19 protein-coding genes are annotated in these 18,964 nt (G+C 49.1%); 3 read left to right on the top strand and 16 right to left on the bottom strand.

Translation table 11 applies throughout. The annotated features are described in order from the left end of the window. Positions 1–79: 79 nt before the first annotated feature. The 6 genes from K7G97_RS15480 to K7G97_RS15455 all read right to left on the bottom strand — a co-directional run bounded on the left by K7G97_RS15480 (position 80) and on the right by K7G97_RS15455 (position 5,951). Positions 80–1,153 (bottom strand): site-2 protease family protein, encoded by a 1,074-nt coding sequence (locus K7G97_RS15480; RefSeq protein WP_058704417.1) that lies wholly within the window; start codon positions 1,151–1,153, stop codon positions 80–82. Between the two features lie 67 nt (positions 1,154–1,220). Continuing rightward, positions 1,221–2,492: a sensor histidine kinase gene (locus K7G97_RS15475; protein WP_223040993.1), complete on the bottom strand. Its 1,272-nt coding sequence runs from the start codon at positions 2,490–2,492 to the stop codon at positions 1,221–1,223. Beyond that, on the bottom strand, positions 2,489–3,172 hold the full coding sequence (locus K7G97_RS15470; RefSeq protein WP_087681615.1) for a response regulator transcription factor: 684 nt from the start codon (positions 3,170–3,172) through the stop codon (positions 2,489–2,491). The genes K7G97_RS15475 and K7G97_RS15470 overlap by 4 nt, the downstream gene beginning before the upstream one ends. Positions 3,173–3,191: 19 nt before the next feature. Next, positions 3,192–4,076, bottom strand: coding sequence for a hypothetical protein (locus tag K7G97_RS15465; protein ID WP_262415768.1), 885 nt, complete (start codon positions 4,074–4,076; stop codon positions 3,192–3,194). Positions 4,077–4,173: 97 nt separating this feature from the next. After that, the gene (locus K7G97_RS15460) at positions 4,174–4,725 is read right to left on the bottom strand and encodes a maltose acetyltransferase domain-containing protein (RefSeq protein WP_035395634.1); all 552 of its coding nucleotides are present in this window, start codon (positions 4,723–4,725) and stop codon (positions 4,174–4,176) included. Positions 4,726–5,066: 341 nt separating this feature from the next. Then, entirely contained in the window at positions 5,067–5,951 is an 885-nt protein-coding gene (locus K7G97_RS15455; protein WP_223040992.1) for an SDR family oxidoreductase, read from the bottom strand. Positions 5,952–6,082: 131 nt separating this feature from the next. Here K7G97_RS15455 and K7G97_RS15450 point away from each other — a divergent pair, with 131 nt between their 5' ends. Beyond that, a complete protein-coding gene (locus tag K7G97_RS15450) occupies positions 6,083–6,565 on the top strand; it encodes a VOC family protein (RefSeq protein WP_223040991.1) in 483 nt (160 codons plus the stop codon). Between the two features lie 425 nt (positions 6,566–6,990). On the opposite strand, the gene K7G97_RS15445 is transcribed toward K7G97_RS15450, so the two are convergent. Then, entirely contained in the window at positions 6,991–8,340 is a 1,350-nt protein-coding gene (locus K7G97_RS15445) for an FAD-dependent oxidoreductase (RefSeq protein ID WP_223040990.1), read from the bottom strand. Positions 8,341–8,750: 410 nt separating this feature from the next. Here K7G97_RS15445 and K7G97_RS15440 point away from each other — a divergent pair, with 410 nt between their 5' ends. Continuing rightward, a complete protein-coding gene (locus K7G97_RS15440) occupies positions 8,751–9,368 on the top strand; it encodes a YitT family protein (RefSeq protein ID WP_064300662.1) in 618 nt (205 codons plus the stop codon). A 99-nt stretch (positions 9,369–9,467) separates the two neighbouring features. After that, entirely contained in the window at positions 9,468–10,034 is a 567-nt protein-coding gene (locus K7G97_RS15435; protein ID WP_223040989.1) for a GNAT family N-acetyltransferase, read from the top strand. Positions 10,035–10,105: 71 nt separating this feature from the next. Here K7G97_RS15435 and K7G97_RS15430 read toward each other — a convergent pair whose 3' ends face one another. The 9 genes from K7G97_RS15430 to K7G97_RS15390 form a co-directional block, all read right to left on the bottom strand. Then, positions 10,106–11,482 carry a hypothetical protein gene (locus K7G97_RS15430; protein ID WP_223040988.1) on the bottom strand — a complete coding sequence of 459 codons (1,377 nt, stop codon included), beginning with the start codon at positions 11,480–11,482 and terminating at the stop codon, positions 10,106–10,108. Then, entirely contained in the window at positions 11,479–12,396 is a 918-nt protein-coding gene (locus K7G97_RS15425) for an FTR1 family iron permease (RefSeq protein WP_075642928.1), read from the bottom strand. Before K7G97_RS15425 ends, K7G97_RS15430 begins: the two co-directional genes overlap by 4 nt. 12 nt (positions 12,397–12,408) lie before the next feature. Then, positions 12,409–13,143, bottom strand: coding sequence for a hypothetical protein (locus K7G97_RS15420; RefSeq protein WP_235515952.1), 735 nt, complete (start codon positions 13,141–13,143; stop codon positions 12,409–12,411). After that, on the bottom strand, positions 13,140–13,868 hold the full coding sequence (locus K7G97_RS15415; RefSeq protein WP_050678465.1) for a glycosyltransferase family 2 protein: 729 nt from the start codon (positions 13,866–13,868) through the stop codon (positions 13,140–13,142). The genes K7G97_RS15420 and K7G97_RS15415 overlap by 4 nt, the downstream gene beginning before the upstream one ends. Then, on the bottom strand, positions 13,865–15,301 hold the full coding sequence (locus tag K7G97_RS15410; protein WP_223040987.1) for an alkaline phosphatase family protein: 1,437 nt from the start codon (positions 15,299–15,301) through the stop codon (positions 13,865–13,867). The genes K7G97_RS15415 and K7G97_RS15410 overlap by 4 nt, the downstream gene beginning before the upstream one ends. Continuing rightward, the gene (locus K7G97_RS15405) at positions 15,298–16,152 is read right to left on the bottom strand and encodes a lysylphosphatidylglycerol synthase transmembrane domain-containing protein (protein WP_223040986.1); all 855 of its coding nucleotides are present in this window, start codon (positions 16,150–16,152) and stop codon (positions 15,298–15,300) included. Before K7G97_RS15405 ends, K7G97_RS15410 begins: the two co-directional genes overlap by 4 nt. Further along, positions 16,134–17,045 (bottom strand): NAD-dependent epimerase/dehydratase family protein, encoded by a 912-nt coding sequence (locus K7G97_RS15400; protein WP_223040985.1) that lies wholly within the window; start codon positions 17,043–17,045, stop codon positions 16,134–16,136. Before K7G97_RS15400 ends, K7G97_RS15405 begins: the two co-directional genes overlap by 19 nt. A 26-nt stretch (positions 17,046–17,071) precedes the next feature. Beyond that, positions 17,072–18,256, bottom strand: coding sequence for a hypothetical protein (locus K7G97_RS15395; protein WP_223040984.1), 1,185 nt, complete (start codon positions 18,254–18,256; stop codon positions 17,072–17,074). 156 nt (positions 18,257–18,412) lie between these two features. Further along, complete coding sequence (locus tag K7G97_RS15390) at positions 18,413–18,940, bottom strand: type III secretion system chaperone family protein (RefSeq protein ID WP_023469644.1); 528 nt, start codon at positions 18,938–18,940, stop codon at positions 18,413–18,415. Between the last annotated feature and the right edge of the window lie 24 nt (positions 18,941–18,964).

Genomic DNA, 18,964 nt, shown 5'->3' with positions numbered 1-18,964 from the left:
ATGCAAGAAATCACTCTAGTCAATGTGTTCGTTCCATGAAAAAAGGATGCGCCACGAAGCGCATCCGATGGAACTCGATTTAAGAGGGGGTAGGCAAGTACCCTTTCGAGTACTCAAAAGCAATGAATAAAATGGCACCGAGCGCCAAGTAAGCAAGGAGTGTGATCGTTTGTTGTTTTTTCGGCATCTGGTGATACTGGACGGACTCTTCAGCGAGTCGGAGCGGTTCGATCCGCTGATCGATTCGTCGCAACAACGCATCGTAGTCGTTCGCAGCATCATATTGATACCGTAACAGATCGTCCGCTTCCTGACGTGCCTCTTCCGGACTCGCTTGTCGCAAATCTTGTAAATCGAGACGAAGTGACCAAGCAATCGGGTCGTACGTACTTTCGACCGTTTGTTCTTCCTCCACTTCCGGTGCAAGAGCGACTTCCGCGTTTGCACGTTCTTGCTCCGCCTTTGCGCGTAAGACGCGTTCGCGTGCAGCACGGTATAACATCAAGGTCGATCGGTTCTCTTCATATTGTTTTGCGAACTTATACCGTTTCCAGACAGCACTACCGCCGAAGAAAGCGATCAAGAGCAGAATCAAGCTGAAGTTCGTGATGCCGTAAGCAATCAAGGCAGCAAGACCTGCAACCCAAACGATGATCGGAAGTCCCGCAAGAATCCGTCCGCCGTCAAGCGGACTGACGGGAAGTAGGTTGAAGAGATTCAATAGAGCTCCGAGATGGAAGATGACGAGCCAAAAGTCATTTCCGGTCACAGCGTATCCAATCGCAAGCGGAATCAGGGACACGAGACCCGCGAGTGGTCCACCGTACGCAAGAATCGCTTCTTGTTTTGGTGTCCGGAACGTATCTTTGATCCCGATGACGGCTCCCATGAACGGTACGAAAATCGCGGGACCCGTTTTAAAACCGAGTCGTTTCGCAGCAAGTAGATGTCCCATCTCATGAATGAATAGGAGATAGAGCAATCCGACCCCGAACCAGACGCCGAATACTTGAGCGTAAAAGAGAAGCGAAACTCCGAACGAAATCAGAGTGCCTCCAAACTTCGAAAATTTCAATAAGGCAAGGATGACCTTTCCTTTCGTTAAGAGAAAGGCGCCGGCAACAGCAAGTCCACCCCAACGTTTTTTAGCCATCGTGAAATTCCTTCTTTCATCATGTGACGTTCTTCCTTAAGTGTACGACACAAATGTAGAAAAAGTTTCATTTAGACTGCTCGGGAATCAGATAGAAACAACTGCCATCTGGCTGACGCGCTTCACTACCGACCTGAAAATGGTGTGTCGTCGCAAGTGCAGCGGCAATCGACAATCCGAGTCCACTTCCTGAACGATCGCGTGCTGCATCAAGTCGGTAAAACCGATCAAATAACCGGGCACGTTCTTCGTTTGTTAAAGATGTCCCGCGGTCAAGAACAGCGAGTCGCTCCTTGCGCAGATGCAATTCAGGAGAAGTGGCATATTTTAGGGCGTTATCGATATAAATCGTCAAGATGCGTAGCACCGCTTCGCGATTCGCCCGAATCGTTCCAGAGGCATCAACAGGTATGATTGTCCCTGTCGCGTGATACATCCGATCGGCGAGTTCGCTGCCAAGCTCCGCTAAGTCGATCTCTTCAACAGACGTTTCCTCATAGCCGAGACGAGACAGTTCGAGCATGGGCTCGATCAAGGTCGTCCGCATCGCGTGCGTCTCCTGCAAGATGTGTTCAATCGATTCATCGAGGACGTCCGGCTTCGTTTTTCCCCATCGTTTCAACAATTGTGTATAGCCTTCGATGACCGTCAATGGTGTCTTCATCTCATGCGAGACATCGGCGACGAATTGCCGTTGTTGTTCCATTGTCTGATCGACACGCCCAATCATCTGATTGAAGACATGACCGAGGCGACCGATCTCATCATCGCGTTCGGTCTGCACGGTCTCAAGCGTTCCAGAAGACGAGATCCGTTGCATCGTATCATTCAGTTGTCTGAGCGGGCGGAGTGTCTGATACGCAATCCAGAAGCTACTGATGAACGCGATGACGATTCCGACGACCAACACGATGGTAAAGGTCAAGATGAGTGTCGAGACCGTATCATCGACGCTCTCATCTTCGAACAAATAGGCTTGATCCTGATAGACGATACCGAACCAATCGCCAGACTTGAATGGCTCATTCGAACGTGGAATACCGGGGAGGTCACTCGCTTGTACGTCTCCATTAACGGTAGACGAGTCGTCATCCTCTTCATCATTTGAAATGACCCATCGTCCATCTTCGTTCGATAAGACGACAGAATCCTCATGAAGCGTCAGTAATGCTCGGACTGATGAATCATCCTCCATCAATTCCTCTGCCTGTTCAAGCTGCGTATAACGGGATTCAATCAAATGATTGCGGACGACGAAGGTTACGACGATAAACGAAAGTAACAACAAGAGTGTCGTAAAGGCGGTGACGGATAAAGCGAGTTTCGTTCGAAGCTTCATGGCGTCGCCTCCCGTAGCACATAACCCACCCCACGAACGGTCTGAATCAAAGCAGGAGGGTGAGCATCGACTTTTTTCCGAAGATAACGGATGTAGACGTCGACGATATTCGTCTCGCCGAAGTAATCGTACCCCCAGACGCGATTTAGAATTTGTTCGCGTGTCAGGACATGCTCCTTGTTTTCGAGTAAATACGTCAGGAGTTCGAACTCGCGTGGTGTCAAATCGAGTCGCAATTCGTTGCGGAATGCTTCATGTCGATCAAGGTCGAGTACAAGATCGGCGAACTGTAACGTGCGCGATGCGTTATTCGTTGAAGTCGGGGTGCGGAGTAACGCCCGGATCCGGGCAAGGAGTTCCTCCATCTCGAACGGTTTCGTCACATAATCATTCGCACCAAGATCGAGTCCTGCGACTTTATCGTAAACTTCTCCACGTGCCGTTAGCATAATGACGGGGACATGAATACCTTTTCCACGGAGCCTGCGCAACACCTCGAAGCCGCTCAGCTCCGGCATCATCACGTCGAGTAAGACGAGATCAACCGAATGCTCAGCGGCAGCGAGACCATCTTTTCCGTTGGGGGCGACACGTGTCGCGTACCCGGCATATTGGAGTTCGAGTTCAAGGAGGCGTGCGATTTTCGCATCGTCCTCAACGATTAAGATGGTGGTTGGCATAAACATCCTCCTTTAATGATCATTCATCGATTTCTGTCACTTCGTCTGACGCGTTCAACTCAAGTTTGACGGAACCACCGACGCGGACGTCATCATCTTGTTCCATGTTTGATGCACGAGAGTATGACTTTTGTGCACCGTTTTGTTCGATGATGATCTCTTGATTCGTTATTTTAGCGAGCGTGCCGCGGACTTCTTGTTCCCGTGCATCGTCACGGTCTTCGTCGCGTGTAGCATTACGATCTTCGTCGTCATCTTCACGGTCGATTTCACGGACTTGACCGTCTGCATTCAATTCGATTTTTACGATATCCCCAGATTTCGCAGCATCACGTTCCGCACGATCCGCAATCGCGTAAACCGTCTCTTGTCCATCTTGTTCGAGTGTCAATTCACTTTGTGATAGGGCACGAAGGATGCCGTATCGTTCATTCGCATCGTCTGATGAATCATCTGAGCGATTGCCATCGTCCTCTCGGTCATTCCGATCGTCTTGATCTTCTCGCTCCAGTTCCGTGATTTGCTGATTCGCATTCAGATCGATTTTGACCCAATCGCCTTCTTGCACGGCTTCGCGTTCGACTGACGAAGCGAAGTCATACGTCTGAGTGTCACCGTTGACGTCAATTGTCATTGAACGATCCGATAGTTTTTGTAATGTGCCTTCGATTTCTTGATCGTCACGCATCGAAGCAGGAAGCTTTTGTTCGACTTGGCGCGAAGCAGCTTCGACTTTTTGCTCTGCCTGCTGTGAAGTGGTGACCGTCGAGTTGACGAGAGAGTGTCCTGGACCTGTGAAGAGGAGAAACGCTCCGGCTCCTGTTAAGACTGTACCCGTTACGGCAAGTGTAGCGATTCCTTTTTTGAAACGTTTATTCCCTTTATCTGTTCGTTTTTCAGTCATGATGATGTCCTCCTTTAGTAGTGGCTGTTGTTCTTATACATAGAATAACCAGACCACGTGAAAGGAAGCTGAGGAACAGATTAGAATTTGATGAGAATTAGATTGTTTTGATGACTCGGGCTGGATTTCCACCGACGACGCTGTTTGCCGGTACATCCTTGACGACGACACTACCTGAGGCGATGACAGCATTATCTCCGATTGTCACACCGGGATTGATGACCGCGCGTCCACCGATCCAGACGTTATTCCCGATGACGACCGGTTTCCCGAATTCATAACCGCTGTTGCGCTCGACAGGATCGAGTGGATGGGTCGCAGTATAGATATGTACTCCTGGAGCAAGCATGCAGTTGTCACCAATCGTGATCGGACAAATATCGAGCAAGACACAGTCGTAGTTGGCATAAAAGCGAGCCCCTAAAGTGATGTTATAGCCATAGTCACATTTAAAGGTCGGTTCAATGTAAAAGTCGGCTTGCTCCGTCTGGAATAATTGTTGAAGAAGTGCCTTCCGTTTAGTCCCATCATGAACACTCAATTGATTGAACTCATAACAGAGCGATTGTGCCCGGATACGGTCAGCTACGAGTTCCGGATCTTGTGCTAAGTAGAGTTCCCCTTGAATCATCTTTTCTTTTTCAGTCATCTGATTCACTCCTTCATCGTTATTACTTTCATTAGACTAAATGGTACCCGGTGATGCAACTGATATCCCGTTAAGATATACGTAAAGGGGGCTGACTCAAAAAAGAGTGACTCGTCTTTTCACGCCCTTTCCTCAGGCGAGACACAAGCCAGCCTTCCTGCTTTCTTCAGCAGGAAAGCGGGTCTTGTTTGTCTCTGACAGCGCAAAAATGCGCTTTTTCCTGTAGGAGTCGCGTGTAACGAGCACTTCTTTTTTTACGAGAAAAGGGTGGCAGATTATCATTCTGCCACCCTGGTCTTTGTAGAAACTGACTTTTGAGTCATTCCCGTCAAATGCAATTCTTATGCTAATTCGATTCCGCCTGTGACACCATAGATTTGCGCCGTAACATAGCTCGCAGCGTCTGAAGCGAGGAAGACATAAACATCCGACAGTTCGACCGGTTGACCACTTCGTTTCAGTGGTGTTTCCTGTCCGAACTCTGGAATGTTTTCGCTTGGCTGACCACCCGAGATTTGAAGCGGTGTCCAAATCGGACCAGGTGCGACGGAGTTGACACGAATTCCTTTTGGCGCGACTTGTTTAGCGAGTCCGCGCGTGAATCCGTTGATGGCAAACTTCGTCGATGCATAATCCAAGAGGTTCGCGCTTGGGTTGTATCCTTGAACGGATGTCGTCGTGATGATCGAAGCCCCTTCTTTTAAGAGTGGCAAGGCTGCTTTGACGACCCAGAAGAGGGAGAAGACATTGATTTCGTATGTCTTACGTAATTGCTCCGTTGACAGGTCGAGAATATCTTCGACAGCTTGTTGTTTCCCTGCGACAAGCGCCAAAATGTCGAGTCCACCGAGCGATTCGTGTGCTTCTTTGACGAGTTGTCCACAGAACGCTTCATCACTTAGGTCACCAGGTAAAAGATATGCTTTTTGTCCCGCTGCTTCAACGAGTACTTTGACTTCTTCTGCATCTTGTTGTTCTTCCGGTAAGTAGTTGAGCACGATGTCAGCTCCTTCACGAGCGTAAGCGATGGCTGCTGCTCGGCCGATGCCGGAGTCGCCACCCGTAATCAGTGCTTTTTTGCCGATCAATTTGCCAGAGCCTTTATAACTCTCTTCGCCACAATCGGGAACAGGTTCCATTTTTGCTTGAACCGCTGGTGCGTCCTGATATTGTTTTGGGAAATCGTCATTAAAGTATTGGGTTAACGGATTTTTCGATGCAGCCATGTAAACATTCCTCCTGAAAGTTGGTTTTGGTATAGGGTGTATGTTCCCTCAATAGGTCGGATTAAACGTTTCTGATGATAGTAAATTTGGAAATTGATGGTTTACACTAGAAAAAGAGGAGTGTGAAGAAGATGATTGCTGGATTATATGAAGCTCATTTACCGGTCAAAGAACTCGAACGATCAATTGCCTTTTATGAAAAATTGGGACTTGCATGTGCGTTCCAAAATGAACGCGTCGCTTTCTTTTGGATCGAGCATGGCAAGAGTTGGTTAGGTTTATGGAAAGCCGGTCAAGCCGAGTTACCGTATCACCCATCGATTCGACATGTGGCGTTTCGAATGGAGCAAGAAAATATCGATAAAGCACAGGACTGGTTAAAGGAGAGAGGAATTGAAGTCCGATCGGCCTTTGGTGTAGCGGCAGCCGATCAACCGCTTGTTCTCGATAACCATCCACATGCGCACGCGGCGATCTACTTCGAGGATCCAGATGGCAATTCACTCGAGTTGATTGCACCGTTACGCTTTGACATGGAAACAGTGAATGGCACGATGCCGTATCAAGACTGGCAGCATCTATTTGAGACTGAATCGGAGAAAAAGACGACATAACTGGTATTTTCATTCGAAATCGCTTCCTAGGGAAAAACAAGCAGGAGCGACCCTGAAGCGAAGCGGCGCGATGCTTGTCCCAGGAAAACGATGCGAGACGAACAAAAAAGTGCAATCCTTCTCGTTAGAGAAAAATTGCACGTTGTCTTCAGTCTAAAACGGTGCTGACTCAAAAGTCAGTCTCTACAAAGATAAGTGTGGCAGAATGATGATCTGCCATCCTTATCTCGTAACAAAAAGAATGACGCGTCACACGCCACTCCTACAGGAACAAGCGCATTTATGCGCTGTCAGAGACGAACAAGACCCGCTTTCCTGCTTCAACGAAGCAGGAAAACGGGCTTGTGTCTCGCCTGAGGAAAGGGCGTGAAAAGACGCGTCATTTTTTTTTGAGTCAGCCTCATTTGATTGATCGTGTAATGCGCTTAGACACGAGCGGATTGACGCTCATTCATCGCTTGCAGAGCTGCTTGGTTCAGCAAGTTCCACGGTTTGTTGTAGTGCGGTTGGAAGAAGAAGTCGACGAAAGCGAGCTCTTCAAGTGTCATATCATTTTGAATCGCGACAGAAAGTGTGTTCATCGCCTGTGTCAAATCTACTTTTGAGATGATTTGTGCACCGACGACACGATGGGTTGCTGTCTCGAAGACGAGCTTCAATTGGACGTCTTCTGCTGTTGGCATGAACTCTGGGCGGTACGCATCTGTGACTGTCGTGCTACTCACTTCGAGTCCGAACAAGGGTGCCGCTTCTTCTGTCAAACCAGTCGACGCGATGTTCAAATCATATAGGCGAAGACCTGATGTGCCTTGTGTTCCTTGGTAACGAATCTTTGGTGCGCGTAAGTTTTTACCGATCAATGTTCCCATCCGGACAGCATTCGTTGCGAGTGGAATATAGGCGTGTGTCCGAGCTGGATTGTAATAGACGGCACAGCTGTCACCAGCAGCAAAGATGTTTGGGTTGCTTGTCCGCATATAATCGTCAACGATGATGGCACCGTTCGGTAGCATATCGACCTGTCCTTTTAAGAGTTCCGTACTTGGGCGGAAGCCGACACAGAGAATGACAAGATCCGTTTCGAACGTTCCTTTGTCTGTGACGACGTGTGTCACGGAGCTATTTTCCCCTTTAAAGCTTTGGACAGTTTGTCCGAGTTCGAGGCGAATACCACGGTCTGTCAATTCACGTTCGATGACATCAGTGAACGAGCGGTCGAGGTATTTGTTGAGAATGCGATCCGCACTATCGATGAACGTGACGTCTTTTCCGTATGCTTCAAACGCTTCGACGAGTTCAGCACCGATATACCCTGCACCAACGACAGTGATCCGCTCTGCATCTGTCGCTTTTTCAATGATTGTTTGAGCGTGGTGATAGTTTTTACAGAGCTCGATCTGATTCAACTCAATGCCAGGAAGCATTGGAATGATTGGCCATGACCCTGTCGTCATGATGAGTTTATCGTACGTATCGTGAACGACTTCACCAGTCATGAGGTTTTTCGCAACGATCGTTTGGCGTTCACTATCGATTTCAAGCACATCATGTTTCAGACGCATCTCAGCGCCGAGTTCAGCGAGTTCACTTGGTGATGAGTAGAAAAGTGATTCCGCATGTTTGACGACACCACCGACGTGAAGCGCGATTCCACAAGAGAGAAACGATACATTGTCATTCCGCTCATAAACGGTGATCTCGACGTCTTGTTGTGAAGCGAGTTCTTTGACTGCTGCTGTTCCTGCGTGTGTACATCCGATGACTGCTACTTTCATGGGTAAAGTCTCCTTTGTGTTTTGTTTGTGATAAATATCACATTCATTTGATATACTTAGTGTAATCCTTCACAAGGTCATTTTCAAGTTGTTTGTTCAATGTTGAGCATAATCTTGTCTAAATTGTGAATGAGTGAGCAAAAGTGTTTGGATTATGTGAAGAATGCGTAAAACTGTTTTAGTTACTGAAATTCGGGTTATAATGAAAATAGATTTTTAATGAAGGGGTGGAAACCGATGGATACCGAGAGGACCAATCATCTATTCAGCTTACCTGATTTTTAGCAGTACCGGTCATAACGAACAGACGGTAATGGCTTATAAAAATCAGGGAGAGCGAAAATAGATGAATACCCAAACGGGACGTATAAAACCTCTCCCACGATGTAAACGGGAGAGGACAATAAAACATGAAACGAATCGCAACCATCTTAACCGGTACGCTGATCATGGCGTTCGGTTACTACACATTGAATGAACAGTTCGGATTAGCAGAAGGTGGCTTCATCGGATTATCGTTGCTCGGTCGATACTTTTTTGATATCAATCCTTCGATTTCAATGATCGTGCTCGATATTCCATTTTTCATTGGTGCCTTGTACTTCAAAGGAAAACGTTTCGTCAGCGAAGCGTTACTTTCAGCAGGTGCATTATCAGTCTTTTATGAGATGTGGCACCGACTCGATTTGTTCCACTTTCCAGAACAGGCTTGGCCAGCGACGCTCATCGCAGCGATCGCTAGCGGAATCGTGACCGGATATGGTCTCGGACTTGTTTTGAAAAGTGGAGCGGCAACAGGTGGAGACGATTTGCTATCGATGGGACTCAGCAAACTGACAGGTCTATCGATCGGAACGATCTTGTTCGGACTCGATGCCATCGTGTTAGTCATCTCACTCGTCTATCTGCCGCTCAGCTTAACGTTATATACGTTACTGGCTGTAGCAATCGCTGGACGTGTCGTGGCTGTCATGACACGGGAGCCTGTCATCGTACCGGCACCTGTCGTACAAAAAGTCACGCAGTGAGACGAACGAATGTCTAAAAAAATCATGTATCGGATTCGACACCGTCGAGTCCGATTTTTCAGGTTCATGGATTAGAAAAAACGAAAGGAGAAGGATGAGATGATTCGACAAGCACATGCTTCTGAAGCGCAACAGATTGCCCCCTTGATTGAGCAAGCGATTCATGAGATTGCTGAGACACTGACGGGAACGACAAAGCGGGAGGAAGTTCTAGAGCGACTCGCGTACTTCGTCGCTGAAACAGGAAACCGATTGAGTCATGAAAACATCCTCGTGAAAATCATCGAGGATGAAGTAGCGGGTATCGTCATTGCGTATGCCGGGACGGATGCGGAACGACTCGACGAACCGATCAAAGACCAACTGAAGCGCTGGACGGGTCAAGATATCCAGATCGATATCGAGACGGAAGGACCGGTCTATTACCTGGATACCTTATCGGTTGATGCGCGTCATGGCGGAAAAGGAATTGGTACGGAACTGTTGCAGGCAGCGGCGGAAGAGGGCGAGAAACGAGGACTACAAGCGTTCACCTTAAATGCGGATCAAACGAATGCCGGGGCACAGCGCCTGTATCGCCGTCTCGGCTTCGAACCGATTCGGACGATTGAAATCAGCGGCGGTACCTTTGATTATATGGAACGTCGTTACGATACGCAGCAATGAAAAAAACCATGTCGATTTCCACGGTGTCATTCGGGAATCGCATGGTTTTTCGTATGCATGCAGTTGTGCCATCAAGGCGTTAATTGATACAGCATCGCTTGCGCGTCTTCTGGTTCGTAGCGGGCATCACTCGTGAAGCGGACGACTTGTTTGACGTTTGGTCGTACGCCTTGAGCGTGAAGACGCTCGAGCAATCGACCGGTCACGTAACTCTGGTCGGATTTTGGTTCTGCATTCCATTTACTGACCGAACCGATCGGAACGATTGCGGCATCCGGTCGTTCGGACTGGAATTGGCGAGCTTCCTCGTCGGTAAAGACTGTCGCGCCGATTGGAAGAGTCGTTACGTAACGTGCTAGTTCAATCGTCGCCGGAGGACGCGTTGCTTGCTCGTTCAACGCGAGGCTACCGATCGTCAACTGAATGACTAAAAACGGCAGATACATCCGCAACGGAAGCTGACGGATCAACCAGATGAGTAGCAATAGGACAAGCGGTAAGACATGACGGGGTTTATCGATATTTTGTCCGAGCCAGACCCAGACGAAATAGAGTCCAGCCGTCGCTCCCCAAGCGACATCGACCGCCCAACGTCTGCGTAAGAACAGCAGCAGTCCAGACACTAGTCCGATCCACGTGCCATAACCGATCCCATGCCAGAAGAGTTGTTGAAGCGTCTGAACAAATCGTTGAACGATGGAAGCATCATCGGTCTGAGCAGAACCACCCCAATCGGAAAAATGACCGCTGACGAAGCGGAGTGATAATTGAAGAAACGAATAGGGTCCACCGACAGAAAAAGCGACCGGGAGCAACCAAGCAAGCTGTGCCAGAACAAGAAGGGCGCACTCGGATAAGAGTTGCCAGTAATCCTTTCGCACCTGCCACAGCAGGACAAGCAACATGAAACCAAACGGCGCGTAGGATAGGCGAGTCGCCATCAGTAAACCGAACAGAAGATACGGAAGCCAGCGACGAATCTGATGCCGTGCGCGTTCGATGCTCCAGCCGTACCAGACGAGTAGTCCGAGGGCGAGCCCATCCGACATCCCGGTTGCAGCGAACGTCACGAGTGAGGCAGTGGAGAGAACGGTAAAGGCAGCGATCAGTCGAGTCGTATCATAGGTATGACGGCGGAAAAGCGAGTAGAGTGGCAAGAGCGCACTTGCCAGTCCTAGTGTAGAGACGAGTCCGAGCGCTTTGACAGGTATCATCAGCGGCAGAAATAGGTTGGCAAATAAGATGAAAAAGGGATAACCAGGAAAGTGCGGACGTAAATCAGCCAGATCATAATCGGTCACAGCGAGCGTGAAGTTCGCAATATCGTAGCTCGCGATGAAGGGACTGACGTAACTGATCCGTAAACCAATCCAGCCACCGATAAATAGCAACGTGATCCAAAAAAGCGACCGTCCACGCGGACGTGAACGATCGCTTCGGACGGTCAAGAAACCTCCTGTAAGGACTTTGATGACTTCGATGGTTTGTTTTGACGGAGCAACATCCAACCGGCAAAGGCGAAGTAGCCCCACCAAGCGACGACTTGTTCGAGCGATGGGTTATGGCTGTACCCGAACATCGCACCCATGAACGTTCCGATCTGTCCACTGATCAATGTTGAATTTCCTGTATCACGCAAGTATTGCACCTGATCGATGTAGTGCTCCGGCATGAAGCCGACGATATTGTATACAGCAGCTGGTGTGCCGTCAGCATTCATCAAAAGACTACCGAGCAAACCAAGATCTTGGAAGCGTCCAATCGTTTGGACGAGCATGCCGGCTGCGATGAATAGAATGAGTACGCCCGTCACTTGGAAGAAACGTTTGACGGGAATCTTCATGGAGCCGGAAACGAATAAGTATCCGAAGATCAAGGCGAGTAACAGACCGGAAACCGCACCATAACTCGTCAGTACTTTTTCGATTTCCCCACCTGAGATGGCAGCGAAGAAGAAGACGGTCTCAATTCCTTCTCGAACGATGACGAGGAAGGAGTGGATGATCATCGTGATGGCACTACCCGTCGAGACGGCAGCGGCAACCTTCGCTTGGGAGGCTTGTTGATTCTCTTTCGCTTCCTTCCCCATCCAGAGGACCATGTGTGTCAAGAGCAGGACGGAGACCATCATGATGCCGAGACGCAGATACGTATCGCTTCCGAAGCTCGCAAAACTCGTAAAGACGACTTGGAACAGGAACGCGACACCAAGGCTAGCGAGAAGTGCCAATCCGACACCTGCGTAGACCCACTTTTTATATTGTGGAGCGTTCAATCGATCGAGATAACCTAAGATCAACCCAACGATGAGAACAGCCTCGAGACACTCCCGAAGCGTAATCAAAAACGCTTGAAAATCCATCTGTCTTCCTCCTTATGAGCGGCGTTTCTTCTTCCATTGACCAATGACGACGATGACGATGAGTACGATGACGAGTCCGAGCGCAATCAATTTCCAAATCGCGTCCGTTCCGAACGTTTGACCGAGGAAGGAGTCTTCTTCCGTGAAGACGCCTGTTTTTTCTTCACCCGGCAGGACGAAGAGAGGAGTCAACGTATCTTCGATCATCGTAATGTTTTTCTTGAAGGATTCTTCGTCACTCGCTTTTTTCCCGACCCCAAACAGACCAGGATTTCCGAGTGCTTTTAAGGATTCATCAAATGCAGTATACACGTCATCGGATGTTTGTGCATCCTTGCTTTCCTTGACGTAAGGCGCGAGCACATCGTATGTCCCGCGGGCTTTCGCAAGTAAGAGCTTCGCTTGACCGAAGTCCTCGAACTGCTCTTCAGCAAAGTGCAGGCGACGTTCGATATTTTGACGGAGAGCGACGCGGTACGCTTGTTTGGCAGCCTCGGCATCTTCTTGTTCAAGCGCCGTATCGATCTTCGCTTTCGCTTCAGGGAAATACAGTTTGAATTCTTTATCATAGGCGGCAAGCGTCTCTTTCGCAAGCGCGTAATCTTTAGCATCGAGTTGTTCTTCAAATTGTTTATACGCTTCCGCAAAAGCTTCCTTTCCTGGGTCTCCGTAACTATAAGCGGAAACAGTGGAAGTGCTCACGAATAGTGAGAGCAGGAGGAGCGGTAGCAAAAGAAGGCGTTTCATCCGAGGTGCTCCTTTCGTTCCATGCGTTCTTCAACGCTAAGCTGTGTGATCGGTCGTCGCCACTCCCGGTAAATCGCTGGGAGGACACGTTGGACATAATTCAGACGGATAAAGGACTTTCCTGCTTCCCGGACCCGATAACGAATCGGAACTTCGTGAAGGCGGAAGCCTTTTCGGACGAGATTGAGGGTCAATACTTGGGCATAGTTATAATCGTGAATGATCTCAGCATGGTGACACGCTGCGCGTGAAAAAGCACGCATCCCACTTTGACCATCATGGATTTTACGTTTCAATAAAAGGCATTGCAACCACGTGAAGACATGATTGCCGATATAGCGATAGAGCCGCATCCCGTCGACGGTACCGAGGAAGCGGGAACCGAATACGTAGTCGGCCTGATCGTGTAAGATTGGTCGGACGATATCCGGAATTTGATCGGCCGGATATTCGTTATCGGCATCAATCATGACAGCAACATCAGCGCCGAGCTCGTAGGACTGGCGGAGTCCTTCCCGGACTGCAGCGCCGAGTCCTTGATTCTGCTCGAACCGATAGACATGTGCGCCGTGTTGACGCGCGATCGTACTCGTCGCATCCACTGAGCCGTCGTCGATGACGAGGGTCTCGACTGGAATGCCGTCAATCATGTCCGGAATTCGTTTTAAGACGAGCGGGAGCGACACTTCCTCATTGTGAGCTGGTAAAAAGACGATGATCTTCATTTAGACTTCGCCTCCTTGAACGCTTCTGTCAATAGCACACCGCGGCTATCGTGCGGGATGTCTGCCCCTAGGATTTTGGTGATCGTCGGTCCGAGTGACAGGATATGACGGTGCGTATCGACTTTTAGACCGGCATGAACGTTCTTACCATACATCCAGAACGGGACGAACCGTTCGCCTTCATCCAAGTGACCGTGTCCACCGATTCCGTCCGCTTGACCGTGATCCGCCATGACGATGAGTGTCGCATCCTCGAGTTTACCAAGGCGATCGAGCTCCTCACAAAACTCGGAAAGGAGCGCATCCGCTTCCTCGATTTTTTCGACATACTCGGAATAGAGAGTGCCTCGACTGTGTCCTGTTTGATCCGTTCCAATCAACTGAATCGCGAGCAGATCCGGATCCTCTTCATGGACGATTTGTTTGGCACGCTCTACGATATTTCGATCCGCAACATCGTTATGCATGACTGCCGTGACGGTCCGTACGTCAGTTGAACCGAACGCATCGACAAGGTGTGCGATACCAAGGATTTTTCCTGACTTATCAACGGCACGGAGGCGATCGAAGACGGTATCCGTTTTAACGCCGGTCGTATTCCAGACCATGTTCGAATGAATGCCGTGATCTTCCGGACGAGCACCGGTGAACATCGAACTGAAGCAGACGACGGTCCGGGCAGGGTAAACCGTCTCCATATTCGTATATTCCGTTCCTTCCTGACGCAATCGCTCGAGGAACGGCGTGTTTGCTGCCATGTAGCGATCTTTACGCATCCCGTCGACAATCAGGACATAGACTTTTTCTGAAGTCGGAAGATTGGCATCTACCGTCATTGCCTCGGGCAACTTCGGTTTCCAGTCGAACAGGTAGTGATGCAGGATCCATGCAAAGACGAATAGACCAATTGGGAACCAGATGAACGTCATGTCGAGTGTCGACGCGTCACTTGCCGTCCACCAGTACATGAGCAACAGAGCAACCTTAGGCAGTTGCTCCTGCGCGTTACCACTTGTCGAATCACTATTCTTTAGAACGAGTTTCCAAAAGCGCGTGAAGTTCGTCCAGCGCGTTCCGATCCGGAGATGATAATAGATTGTCCCCCAGAAAAATATCGTAAAGAAGAAATAGAGACCTGCGCCATAGGCGAACAAAGGTAAATAATCTGCATTCGTACCCCGAAGGAACAGCCAAACGATGACTGGAATCCAAAGGTAATTTCGTAAAAATAACGGAAAATCATAACGCCAAAGCAAGATAAACAAAGGAAGCGTCACGATGAAACCAAGACCAGCTTCTGCGAGTGGCATCTGCGTCCATAAGGCGTACGTCAAAAAGACGCCGATCGTAAAAATGGGTGTGAAGGGTTTTCCTTCATTGAGTAAGTTCCAGGCGCGTGCTGCGACTTTTTCAAAGCGAGAAGCACTTTTCATCGTCTTCCTCCTTTCCAATCAGTGTATTTGAGCTGACGAACCAACAACCGAAGTGTAGCCGGATGCCGAATGAGAACGTACAGCGGGATGAGAAAAGCAAAGGCATATTTAAAGAAGTGCGTCATCAAGGCAACATCGTACGCATGAGCAACACCGGCTTGCCGTAACACCGTACCCATCGCGAGTTCGTACGTACCGAGTCCACCCGGCGTGAATTGAATCACACCAGACAGGACACCGGCACTCATCGCGATCAATGTCGTCGGGAAAGACACATCGATACCGGCTCCGTGCAAGAGGAGGAAGACGGCGAGAGCCTCGACGGTCCAAGCGAGCGTTCCGAACAGAACGAGCGATGGGAGATGCGGAACATGTCGGCGTAACACGAACAATAACGCGGTCGCAAGGAGCGCGACGAGCAAGACGATCGGGTGAAACAACCAACCGATCAAAATGAAGGTACACAGAACGATCAAGTCAATACTTCGTTGTAAGACGAAGATCGCGCTCGTCTGCTTCCATGGACTTCCGACGGCTCTCGCCGTCACGAGTCGGATCATCTCTCCCAGTTTGACCGGTGAGAGATGATTGATCGTCAGTCCGAGATACAGGCTCGACAGGTATACAGCGGTCGGTGCACGTTTTGCATCGGCGCGGCGCCAGGCGACCGCCCGTAAATAAAAGGCGATCGCATACGTCAAGGTCGCAAGGATCGTCCACGGACTCTTGAATAAAGCTTCAATGTACCGATACGAAACCGGTAACTCCAAGAAAAAACGGAGCAGTAAAAAGATGACAAGTCCGGTAAGCGTCAGGTACAGAAACGTTCGAATCAGCGGTTTTGATGCCACGTGATCACCTGCTCCAGTCCAACATCGATCTCGATTGACGGTTGGTAACCGAAGGCTTTCTGTGCTGCCGTCGTATCACTCCATGTCATCGTCACGTCTCCGCGTCGTGCAGTTTGAGTCTGCACAGGCACATCAAACCGTTGACCGATCCGTTCAGCTAGCGTGCGGACGGAGACCGGCTGATTCGCACCGAGGTTATACGTCCCGACTGCACGAGCCAGCAACGCCTGTTCCATTCCACGGGTGATGTCATCGATATACGTGAAGTCACGGATTGGATCACCGAAGACGGTGAGTGTCTCTCCGCGTAATGCCTGTTCAATGAAACGAAACAGCGCCATATCGGGACGACCCGATGGACCATAGACCGTAAAGAAGCGAAACAGCGTCACGTTTACATCATATAAATGAGCATAAGCATGGCAAAAGCTTTCGGCACTATACTTGGCTGCCGCATAAGGACTGGCGACGTGTCCTGTTGCCTGTTCCTCTTTCAGTGGACCTGTCTGCTCCCCGTAAACGGAAGAAGAAGACGCGAAAAAGACATGCGGCATGCCATGTCTTTTTGCGGCTTCTAACAAGGTCACCGTCATATCGATGTCCTCACGAATATAGTGATGCGGTTCTTCGAGCGAGCGCGGAACACCAGGAAGTGCTGCGAGATGAAAGACAGCGTCGAACGACCTCTCCATCCAGGCGTCGAGATCGTGATGAACGTCACCCGTCGTAACGGTAACACCGGCACGTCTTAGTTCATCTGCTCGTTCTTCTTTTAACTGGACATCATAGTAGTCCGTGAAAGCATCAAGGACATGGACGGTATGGTGCTGCTGGAGCCGGAGGGCGAGGGCGGCGCCAATGAAGCCGGCACCTCCTGTGATTCCGATATTCATCTTATCCCTCCGTTTCCATTTCCTTCTTAGTTAAGTGGTTCGAGTGCGTCTGTAATCCGTTCACCTGTCGTTTCAGCCTTGACGTCGCCTTTTTCGACGAGTGCGAACCATTCGTTTGCGTCTTTTGCGACTTGCGCTGCTTTGTCCTTGCCAAGACGATTCTCAAGCGTCGGTTTCATCGCAACGACGAACATGTTCGCTTCCATTGCTTCGGCACGTGCTGTATCGACGTCTTTCTTCTCGATCGCTTCTTGTGCCTCTTCATGATACCCGTCGACTTTTTCCGTCAACGCTTTTGCGAACAATCCTTCGATTTCTTTGTAAGAGACATCAGCTGGTTTTGTTTTCGAGAAATCATAGCGCTCTTTCAGCGTTTTGACAGCTTCTTCGTCTCCGCCCGCTAATGATTCTTCGATCGCGAGGAGGAAGCCATATCCCTCTGCCTGCTCCATTTGTAATTCTTTTTCGTCCGTACCGGCTTTGACGCCATCCTCGATTTTTTGTGCATAACCGAGTGCAGCTAAATAGAAGGAACGATAAATCGATTTATCCGTTACTTGTTTCGCAACATTGAAGTCACCGATTTCTTTCGCGTCGATGGCTTCTTGCTGAGCTGAAAGACCTGATGTGATCGCTTGAGCGATGGCGTCTTCGTTTTTGAAGCCGTAGCTCGCGTCCCGTTTTTCAGCTGTCGGAATGAAGACGGTCTTCGCCATCGCTTCCACGTCCTTGAGTGCTTCCGTTGCAGCTTCCGGTTTACCAGCTACGAGTGCTTCTTCAGCTTTTGCTTGTGTTGCTTTTTGTAATTTATAGAAATACGATTGTAGACCTTTATCCACGAGTTGACGAGCGATGTTCTCATCGAGATCCTTCGCATCTACACCTGCTAAAGCAGACTGGATGACTTGTTCGATTTCTGGTGCTGTCGTCTCGACACCACCTTTTAGTTTCGATTCATAACTTGTCGTGACCATCTTCCAATCGATCGCTTGTCCTTCTTTTGCTTTGTCGAGTTCTGTTTTGATTGAGCTGAAGATCGTCAATTCATCTGTCAGTGTCGTTGCAGCGATCCCCGCATCTGCTGATTTAGTTTCGGTCGACTGTTCCGTTTTCTCTTTTTTCGGTGCAGTCGTATCCGTTTCATTCGAACCGCAGGCAGCCAAGATACCGGCTACCATGAAGATCGAAGCTACTTTTAAACGTTTTTTCATAATCGTGATTCCCCCAGAAGAATTAATAAGACGTTTTCCGTCATGTAGTCGTTTTCACAAATCTAACTATAGCGAGAATAATTCTCATTGTCAATTGAACTTTAAAGAAAAAAACGGCTTCGGAGCAGGGCTCCAAAGCCGTTTTAAAATGAGAAATTAGAACTGTTCGTACAGTTTTGTCAAATACGTGTAGACTTCGTCTGATGCTTGGAACATCATGACAGAATGTCCGAAGATCGCAGCTGGGTTGAAGCCGTGATCAAGATCGATCGTTGATGCGATCGTGACATCACGGTCGCTGTCGAGAACGACGCGGAAGTATTTGAATTCTTGGTTGAAGTCATTGATGGCGTTCAGAATCGGGAGATCCTCGACACCGTCTGGTACGTGTGTCACCGTACGAGCGAACAATTCGACATCTGTCGTCGTCTTACTGAAGACGATCATCATCATCGGTTCTGCTCCTGCAGGTGTTTTTTCTTGTGTCATGAAGAAGACGTGTGTCTCATTCTCACGTGCTTCCATTGGAATGCCTTTTTCAACGAGGAAAGCTTGGAATGCTTCCAAGTGTTGTTGCTGTTGTGGCGCGATTCCTTGTTCGTTTGTTTCGGGTTGACGATCTTGGTGAATCGGTGTCACTTTATTGTTCTCGTTTGATTCGTTCGAGTTACGTTCCTGGTCCATTGCAAAATCCCCCTTTATATACTA

It is taken from the genome of Exiguobacterium acetylicum (assembly GCF_019890935.1).
In the GTDB taxonomy this organism is placed as follows: domain Bacteria; phylum Bacillota; class Bacilli; order Exiguobacteriales; family Exiguobacteriaceae; genus Exiguobacterium_A; species Exiguobacterium_A abrahamii.
This window is presented reverse-complemented; position numbering and strand designations above follow the sequence as displayed.

Coding starts and splice junctions, on each gene's coding strand:
- K7G97_RS15465 (WP_262415768.1), bottom strand. CDS start 4,076: ATGACTGAAAAACGAACAGATAAAGGGAATAAACGTTTCAAAAAAGGA.
- K7G97_RS15415 (WP_050678465.1), bottom strand. CDS start 13,868: ATGAAGATCATCGTCTTTTTACCAGCTCACAATGAGGAAGTGTCGCTC.
- K7G97_RS15450 (WP_223040991.1), top strand. CDS start 6,083: ATGATTGCTGGATTATATGAAGCTCATTTACCGGTCAAAGAACTCGAA.
- K7G97_RS15435 (WP_223040989.1), top strand. CDS start 9,468: ATGATTCGACAAGCACATGCTTCTGAAGCGCAACAGATTGCCCCCTTG.
- K7G97_RS15445 (WP_223040990.1), bottom strand. CDS start 8,340: ATGAAAGTAGCAGTCATCGGATGTACACACGCAGGAACAGCAGCAGTC.
- K7G97_RS15480 (WP_058704417.1), bottom strand. CDS start 1,153: ATGGCTAAAAAACGTTGGGGTGGACTTGCTGTTGCCGGCGCCTTTCTC.
- K7G97_RS15475 (WP_223040993.1), bottom strand. CDS start 2,492: ATGAAGCTTCGAACGAAACTCGCTTTATCCGTCACCGCCTTTACGACA.
- K7G97_RS15440 (WP_064300662.1), top strand. CDS start 8,751: ATGAAACGAATCGCAACCATCTTAACCGGTACGCTGATCATGGCGTTC.
- K7G97_RS15410 (WP_223040987.1), bottom strand. CDS start 15,301: ATGAAAAGTGCTTCTCGCTTTGAAAAAGTCGCAGCACGCGCCTGGAAC.
- K7G97_RS15425 (WP_075642928.1), bottom strand. CDS start 12,396: ATGGATTTTCAAGCGTTTTTGATTACGCTTCGGGAGTGTCTCGAGGCT.
- K7G97_RS15395 (WP_223040984.1), bottom strand. CDS start 18,256: ATGAAAAAACGTTTAAAAGTAGCTTCGATCTTCATGGTAGCCGGTATC.
- K7G97_RS15400 (WP_223040985.1), bottom strand. CDS start 17,045: ATGAATATCGGAATCACAGGAGGTGCCGGCTTCATTGGCGCCGCCCTC.
- K7G97_RS15460 (WP_035395634.1), bottom strand. CDS start 4,725: ATGACTGAAAAAGAAAAGATGATTCAAGGGGAACTCTACTTAGCACAA.
- K7G97_RS15455 (WP_223040992.1), bottom strand. CDS start 5,951: ATGGCTGCATCGAAAAATCCGTTAACCCAATACTTTAATGACGATTTC.
- K7G97_RS15390 (WP_023469644.1), bottom strand. CDS start 18,940: ATGGACCAGGAACGTAACTCGAACGAATCAAACGAGAACAATAAAGTG.
- K7G97_RS15420 (WP_235515952.1), bottom strand. CDS start 13,143: ATGAAACGCCTTCTTTTGCTACCGCTCCTCCTGCTCTCACTATTCGTG.
- K7G97_RS15470 (WP_087681615.1), bottom strand. CDS start 3,172: ATGCCAACCACCATCTTAATCGTTGAGGACGATGCGAAAATCGCACGC.